Source organism: Pedobacter sp. 01T416_2, assembly GCF_056398925.1.
In genome coordinates this window covers 1-7,084 of sequence record NZ_JBFTQI010000269.1, presented here as the reverse complement: position 1 = coordinate 7,084, position 7,084 = coordinate 1, and the positions used below count along the sequence as shown (strand labels likewise).

At 40.0% G+C, this 7,084-nt stretch carries 7 protein-coding genes; 4 read left to right on the top strand and 3 right to left on the bottom strand.

Annotation, left to right across the window (positions count from 1 at the left end):
* The first annotated feature begins 4 nt into the window (after window positions 1-4).
* Window positions 5-1,195 (top strand): MFS transporter, encoded by a 1,191-nt coding sequence (locus tag AC1DPQ_RS12970; RefSeq protein WP_477609630.1) that lies wholly within the window; start codon window positions 5-7, stop codon window positions 1,193-1,195.
* 240 nt (window positions 1,196-1,435) lie between these two features.
* Here the strand turns inward: AC1DPQ_RS12970 and AC1DPQ_RS12965 are convergent, their stop codons facing one another.
* Genes AC1DPQ_RS12965 through AC1DPQ_RS12955 form a run of 3 tightly spaced genes read right to left on the bottom strand, consistent with a single transcriptional unit; the run spans window position 1,436 to window position 3,476 of the window.
* The gene (locus AC1DPQ_RS12965) at window positions 1,436-1,942 is read right to left on the bottom strand and encodes a GNAT family N-acetyltransferase (RefSeq protein ID WP_477609628.1); all 507 of its coding nucleotides are present in this window, start codon (window positions 1,940-1,942) and stop codon (window positions 1,436-1,438) included.
* 2 nt (window positions 1,943-1,944) lie between these two features.
* Complete coding sequence (locus AC1DPQ_RS12960) at window positions 1,945-2,556, bottom strand: FMN-binding negative transcriptional regulator (protein ID WP_477583050.1); 612 nt, start codon at window positions 2,554-2,556, stop codon at window positions 1,945-1,947.
* Between the two features lie 29 nt (window positions 2,557-2,585).
* Window positions 2,586-3,476, bottom strand: a complete 891-nt coding sequence (locus tag AC1DPQ_RS12955) for a DMT family transporter (protein ID WP_477609626.1) — start codon at window positions 3,474-3,476, stop codon at window positions 2,586-2,588.
* Window positions 3,477-3,567: 91 nt separating this feature from the next.
* Here AC1DPQ_RS12955 and AC1DPQ_RS12950 point away from each other — a divergent pair, with 91 nt between their 5' ends.
* The 3 genes from AC1DPQ_RS12950 to AC1DPQ_RS12940 form a co-directional block, all read left to right on the top strand.
* On the top strand, window positions 3,568-4,980 hold the full coding sequence (locus AC1DPQ_RS12950) for an aminotransferase-like domain-containing protein (RefSeq protein ID WP_477609624.1): 1,413 nt from the start codon (window positions 3,568-3,570) through the stop codon (window positions 4,978-4,980).
* A 521-nt stretch (window positions 4,981-5,501) separates the two neighbouring features.
* Window positions 5,502-6,716: a hypothetical protein gene (locus AC1DPQ_RS12945; protein ID WP_477585415.1), complete on the top strand. Its 1,215-nt coding sequence runs from the start codon at window positions 5,502-5,504 to the stop codon at window positions 6,714-6,716.
* The coding region (locus tag AC1DPQ_RS12940) for a hypothetical protein (RefSeq protein ID WP_477609622.1) at window positions 6,713-7,084 on the top strand (372 nt) is incomplete at its 3' end. The genes AC1DPQ_RS12945 and AC1DPQ_RS12940, both read left to right, overlap by 4 nt.

Sequence of the window (7,084 nt, the reverse complement as noted above, 5' to 3'; positions counted from 1 at the left end):
GGGCCTGGTTGCACTCCTTTGGATAGTGGCCTTTTTAAATTATTTCGATAGGATCATGATTACCTCTATGCGCGATCCTATAGTGAAGGAATTTGCCCTTTCTGATGCCCAGTTCGGGCTTTTAACTTCAGTTTTTCTTTGGTCTTATGGGATACTAAGTCCTTTTGGAGGTTTTTTGGCCGATAAATACAGTAGGAAAAAAGTAATTATATTCAGTGTTTCGGTTTGGTCGGCAGTAACCTTGTGGACAGGTTTTACTTCTTCATTTGAAGAAATGCTGGTTTCGCGTTTGTTTATGGGCCTAAGCGAAGCTTGTTATATCCCCGCGGCATTGGCACTGATTACTGACTATCATAAAGGAAAAACAAGATCACTTGCCACAGGCCTGCACATGAGTGGTCTTTATGCTGGTTTAGCATTGGGTGGCTTAGGTGGTTATATTGCCGAAATATGGGGCTGGAGATATGGTTTTCATATATTCGGAATTTTTGGGATTCTTTATTCGATCGTACTGTTGTATTATTTAAAAGATATTAAACATGAAACAACAGAAAATGAGGTAGAAGAGATAAAAAAGGAAACCATAAGTTTATTAGGCTCGGTTAAGATCCTGTTTAAAGAGCGGTCTTTTCTGGTGTTATTGTTTTATTTCAGTGTTTTGGGTACCGCAAACTGGCTGGTGTATGGTTGGCTGCCTACCTTTTTAAAAGAACATTTTCACCTCAAGCTGGGCGAAGCCGGAATTTCGGCAACAGGCTATATTCAGATCGGATCTTTTGTTGGGGTAATTTTTGGGGGGTATTTTGCCGATAAATGGTTTCTTAAGAATAAAAGAAGCAGGGTTTTTATGATCATTATCGGCTTTACTGTTGGCGCACCATTTTTATTCCTCATGTCGTCAACCACCGTGTTTGCAATAGCCATTATCGCTATGTTCTTTTTTGGTATAGCCAGAGGGATAAACGACGCTAATTTAATGCCCGTACTTAGGCAGATTGCCGATAGCAGGTACATTGCAACCGGATATGGTTTCCTTAATTTCCTGAGTACAATTATAGGTGGTTTAATGGTTTATGTTGGTGGCGCATTAAAAGATGCCAAGGTAGATTTATCTATTATTTACCAGGTTTCGGCGGTGATAATGTTGTTTGCAACATGGTCGCTATTTGCAATAAAAATTAAAAAAGAAGCTTAATCATGGATAACATCATCGGGCACATAATTTCCGTTATAAGGTGTAGCCTAAGGCAAGTGCTGAAATATCCTTTAAACGATTGCCACATACAAGAGGTTGTATCATAAAGGCAAATTTCACCTCAGATGATGTCATGTTGAGCTTGTCGAAACACCTTAAAGAATATTTAACGGGTCCTTCGACCAGCTCAGGATGACAAATCTATATTTGTGATACAACCTCTTAACGCTATATTCAGTATTAAATTTGCATCTCGAATAAACTAACTGGTTTATGATGATAATGTGCCGGAAGCTGATTAGTATTGCTTAGTTCGTATAGCCCCAAAAAATCAAATCCAAATTTTTGGTAATGCCGAATCAATCCCTTGTTTTCACCAACGGTATCTAATCTAACAAAACGTTTACCATTTGCTTTGGCATATTCTTTTGCCCAGTTTATAATTGTACCCACCAGGTTTTGCCCCCTGAAATCAGGATTTGTAGCAATGCGGTGAATGTAAATGGCAGGGTCGAGGTTCTTTTCTTCCCATATCTGAGGGTCGCTAAAAGTAGTTGCCCAAATACAGGCTACCTGCCCATTAATAATTATTTTCCATTGCCTGTTTTCCTTAATCTCTGTTTCAATCAACGGGAGTTCAAACTTGGGCCAATGAACGCTATATTTCGTTTTCTGGAAATCGGTTGCAATTTCATATAAGCGGAAGATTTCTGTTATATCATGTATCGTACTATTTTCTATCTGCATGGTTATGGCTTTAGGTTTTTAATGAATGGAGCGAGTTCTCTTTCTACAGCGCTGTTGCTGTTTTCGAGGTGCGATACAATGTTTTTTCGTTCCTGTTCCGATTTGTTCTGGCTTAGTTTTTTCTTTCCCTGAAGATTGCTTACTTCTATTTCGAAAGCTACAATTCCCCGCATCATACCTTGTTTAAACTTTTCTGAAAGACTATCCCATTGTAAGAGATATTCTTTTTCATAATACAGAATCATTTCTTTTAGTGCTTGTTCTTTAGCTTCTTCATCGCTAATAATATTGGCTTTCCCATAAGCATGCACGCTAATATAATCCCATGTGGGTACACTTTCGTGTTTTTCGTAATGGCTGGGAGAGATATAAGCGTGTGGCTCGGTAAATATAATAAGCGATGTATACTGCTCAATATATTTCACCTGTTCATTGGCTTGCGCAAAGTGACCGCTAATCAATACCTTTCCATTTACCTCATTTACAACGAAAGGTAACTGAGTGGCTATGGGTAAATTATTGTAGCTGGTAATTATAGTGGCAAAGCTATATCTCTTCATAAAGGTAATTTGCTCACTTTGGTTATCAAACTTAAAACTATTGGATATCAACATTTTATTGTGTTTTTGAGGGTGGATTATGGTTATTTAGCAAACTTTTTTGAGCCCGCAACGCAAAGGATTACGCCCATCGTAATGGCTAGCATACCCATACTTACTTTTTCATGGAGCAGGGTAGTGGCAAGTGCCAATCCAAAAAAGGGCTGTAGGAGCTGGAGCTGTCCAACTGCTGCGGTTCCACCTTGTGCAAGCCCTCTGTACCAGAAAATAAACCCGATGAACATGCTAAAGAGCGAAATATAAGCAAGGCTCAGCCAGGCAGCGCTACCCACTTCAGCAAATGAAGCTGGTTGATAAATGAACATTAAAGGTAACATGAGTGGGAGCGAGAGCACAAGTGCCCAGGAGATTACCTGCCAACCACCCAATGTTTTAGATAGTTTTGCACCTTCTGCGTAGCCAAGCCCGCATAGTACAATTGCCAGTAACATTAAAATATCCCCGGTTGGCGCGGCGTTAATTCCCTGATAAATGGCGTAGCCAATCACCAGAAAGCTGCCTGCAATTGAGAAAAGCCAGAATATGGGCTTAGGACGTTCGCCTCCTCGTAAAACGGCAAAAGCGGCTGTAACCATAGGCAAAAGGCCTAAGAATACCAAAGAATGTGCTGAGGTGATGTGTTGCAAAGCAAGAGCACTTAACAAAGGAAAGCCGACTACTACACCCAATGCTACAATTCCTAGCGAGATTAAATGTTTGGTCGAGGGTCGTTTTTCTTTAAATGCAATTAATACCCCCATTGCGAGCAGTGCAGCTATAGTGGCACGGGCAACGGTTACAAAAACAGGGCTCATATCCATTACCGCTAATCTTGTGGCTGGCATAGAGCCGCTAAAGATAAGTACGGCGATAAATCCGTTACGCCAACCACTCGAAATATGCGCTCTGTTTAGTTCAGTTCCTGTTTCTTTCATGTCTTTTCATTTCTTAAATCAAAGGTGCAAAGCTAAAAGCGATAAATACAGTATCAGTTTTGTATATTTGTATGGATACAGTTTGTTGATTATGGAGAAAGTTTACAGGTACAATGAAATAGCAAGCGGAATCGCCGCACAGATTAGAGACGGCATTCTGCGATCGGGAGATAAACTTCCTTCTGTTCGTATGCTCTGCAAAGAATATGCGGTAGGCATGAATACGGCAAAACGTGTGTTTTTGGAACTGGAAGCACAATCGTTGGTCGAGGCCAAACCACAATCTGGTTTCTTTGTAAGCAACCGTAGGGTAGAACGACTTCCATTACCTGCAGTTAGTAAACCTTCACTAATTGCAAATCATCATGAGCCGAGCGAACTGAGTAGCCAGGTGTATTCTAGCATTGGTCGCGATGATTTAACCCTTTTTTCAATTGGTGTGCCATCAGGCAGCCTGTTACCATTGGCAAAACTCAAAAAGGAGATACTTTATGCTACGCGGGCGCTTAAAGAAGGGGGAACAGAATATGAACCGCTTCAGGGCAATGTTAAATTACGCAGAATGGTTGCAGTACGATCGTTAGGTTGGGGAGGAAACCTTCATGAAGATGACCTGATTACTACTGCCGGTGGAGTGAATGCATTGTCTTTTTGCCTGATGGCTTTAGGCAAACCTGGCGATACGGTGGCCATAGAAAGTCCATGTTATCCCGGAATTCTCCAGTTGGTAATCAGTTTAGGTTTAAAAGTACTCGAATTGCCCACGCATCCGGTTACGGGCATTGAGATAGATGCACTTAGGAAAGTGGTGTCGAAAATTGATATTTGCCTGTTAATTCCCAATTTTAATACACCCTTGGGTAGTTGCATGCCCGATGCGCATAAAAAAGAAGTTGTTCAGCTTTTGGCTGCAAATGATATTCCGCTTATTGAAGATGATATTTATGGTGATCTTTATTTCGGCACCCAACGACCAAGATGTTGTAAATCATTTGATACAGAAGGTAATGTGCTTTGGTGTAGTGCAGTTTCGAAAACTTTGGCACCTGGATACCGCGTAGGTTGGGTAGCTCCTGGAAAGTATAAAGAAAAATTACTTAAATTAAAGCTTGTACATGCCCTTGCTTCAACTTCTGTTATTCATGAGGCCGTTGGCAATTTTCTAAAAACTGGTCGGTATGATCGCCATTTGCATCAGCTCCGTCGTACCTTACAGCAGAATTATCAGCATTTTATCGATGCGGTTACCGAATATTTTCCAGAGGGTACAAAAACAACCCGGCCGCAAGGTGGGCTGGCCATATGGATAGAATTTAATAAAGAAGTTGATGCTGTAAAACTCTATGAACTGGCAATGAAACAAAAAATCAGCATTGCCCCGGGCCCGATGTTTACGTTACAAGATCAATATCAGAACTGTATCCGCCTATGTATCGGCCTTCCATGGTCGGATGAGCTTAAATTTAAACTGAAACAATTGGGTAATCTGGCAAAAATGATGTGACCGAATAATGGCACGCACTAAAGTTAGGGGCAATTAGCTCAATGCCGATACGCTATGATTGATTAAGGATTTACATTCTCTGACTCAGGAGTGCTCGGCGTTTCGCCTAAGGGCGTTATTCCGCAAGCTGCCCATATAAATTTAAAAATATTTAGGAACTCGCATTGGATATCCCTGTCAGATTGTATTTCGTTCTCCATATTGTACCGCTTTAATCTATTTATTGAAACATAGAAAGGCTGGTTTTGTGTTAGCGAAGGTAATCCTTTAATGTAAGTTTACTGTTGCCTAAATGTTAAGGAAGATGTTTTAAACCTTAACCGATTCGGTGCAATATTTATTTTAGGTACAATAAGTAAGTATACCCAATAATCAGTATTGGAATCTCTATGGCGTTGTGTTATATTTACATATTTAATAACAGTTATCTGTTTATTTTTCAGTAGGATGCAGTGTTTTATGATTGATTTACTATTATATCAGTATGTCCCTTGCTAAACATATATTTTAATAAACAGAAAATGATATACAACGATCGAAAAGCCGTGGATCCTGCTATAAAGAAATGTCTTATCGACAAACTGCTCAATAACAATATCTCGGTTAGCGAACTTATTGAACTGAGGCCTGAAATTAATGAATTCGATCTTTCTGAAATTATTCAGCATATCTACGACCTTAACCTGGAGCAGGTACGAAAAATAGCAGCATTAGCGCCTGTTATGGCTAAAGTAGATGCATTAAAAAACAGCCAGCGCAATACCCGTTTTATAAAAAAGGTAAAAAATAATTTCCGGAAACATACGGCTAAGCACAACGGTCTTAAAAACAGGGTAGTGGTAGTAGAGGGCGATTCGTGGTTCAATTATCCTATTCTTTTAAGCGATGTGATCGACTGGATTGCTATGGAAGAGAATATGGCCGTTTATAGCCTGGCTTCTGGTGGCGATTGGCTGATGAACATGCTTAGTGCCAAAAAATATGTCGAACAGCTTTCTACACTTCAACCGGATGTATTTATCATTAGCGGGGGAGGAAACGACCTGGTTGGAAACCGGAGAATAGCAGCCATGGTTACACATAAAGGAGACTCTAACGAATTTGAAAATAGTGCATTTGCGAAATACCTTTATCAAAGCGCTGCTAATCCACCCGATAACCCAGAAGATTTTAAACGTGGTACCCAGTTCATATCCAAAGATTTTTATGCTTTACTGGCCTTTTTTCAGCTCCAATATTATTTTATTATAAATGGGATTCTCACTGGCGGTGAGGGAGAAAATGGTAAGTTTCCAGGGATACAGATTATTACGCAAGGTTACGATTACGCCATACCAAGCGATAAGAAGATAGCAGGATATAATCCACTCAAATGGTACCGGCTGTTTGCGCGAACTTTTCTCGGCCATGGAGGATGGTTAAAAACGCCCTTGCAGCTCAGGGGCATATACGATCCCGAAGATCAGCGCAAAATTGTTTATGCCATGATTTACCTCTTTAACGAAATGATGATTGATATCGGTCGCATTTTTAGTGAAATGTTAGGGGAGAATAGGGTATTCCATATCGATTCAAGAGGGTCAGTTGGTAAAAATGGTTGGACGGATGAATTGCATCCATTGCCCCAACATTTCAAAAAAACAGCAGCAGCCTTTATTCACTGTATTAACAACCCAAATAAAAATGGAAGTGCAGTTATAGCAGTTGTAAAACAACAGGATGGAGGGCAGAAATGAAAAAGATATTGATTCTAGTATTTATCATTGTTTGTGGTGCAATGTCCTTTCAGGGAAAAGTACTTCAGCACTTCAGCGGAAAAGGAATCGTCAATTTAGAACTCGCCAATAAAGATGCAGGAGTAGAAATTATTGCGCTTTGGAGCGATACACTTTATGGTGACCAGACACTTTTAAACATTGCCCAAAAGAATACACACCTCGATTTTCTGTTTATTTTGGTATATGTAGTGCTCATCATGACGCTATCTAATTCGCAAATGCAAAGAGAAAAAACAAGTTGGCTAAACGAATTGCTACGGCTTAATTTATTTCTGGCATTTTTAATCGGCTCACTGGATGTAATTGAAAATATCAGGCTATTACAC

Bases quoted from the DNA above. Each gene is read 5' to 3' on its own strand.
- AC1DPQ_RS12965 (WP_477609628.1), bottom strand. From the start codon at position 1,942: ATGCAGATAGAAAATAGTACGATACATGATATAACAGAAATCTTCCGC.
- AC1DPQ_RS12960 (WP_477583050.1), bottom strand. From the start codon at position 2,556: ATGTTGATATCCAATAGTTTTAAGTTTGATAACCAAAGTGAGCAAATT.
- AC1DPQ_RS12955 (WP_477609626.1), bottom strand. From the start codon at position 3,476: ATGAAAGAAACAGGAACTGAACTAAACAGAGCGCATATTTCGAGTGGT.
- AC1DPQ_RS12950 (WP_477609624.1), top strand. From the start codon at position 3,568: ATGGAGAAAGTTTACAGGTACAATGAAATAGCAAGCGGAATCGCCGCA.
- AC1DPQ_RS12945 (WP_477585415.1), top strand. From the start codon at position 5,502: ATGATATACAACGATCGAAAAGCCGTGGATCCTGCTATAAAGAAATGT.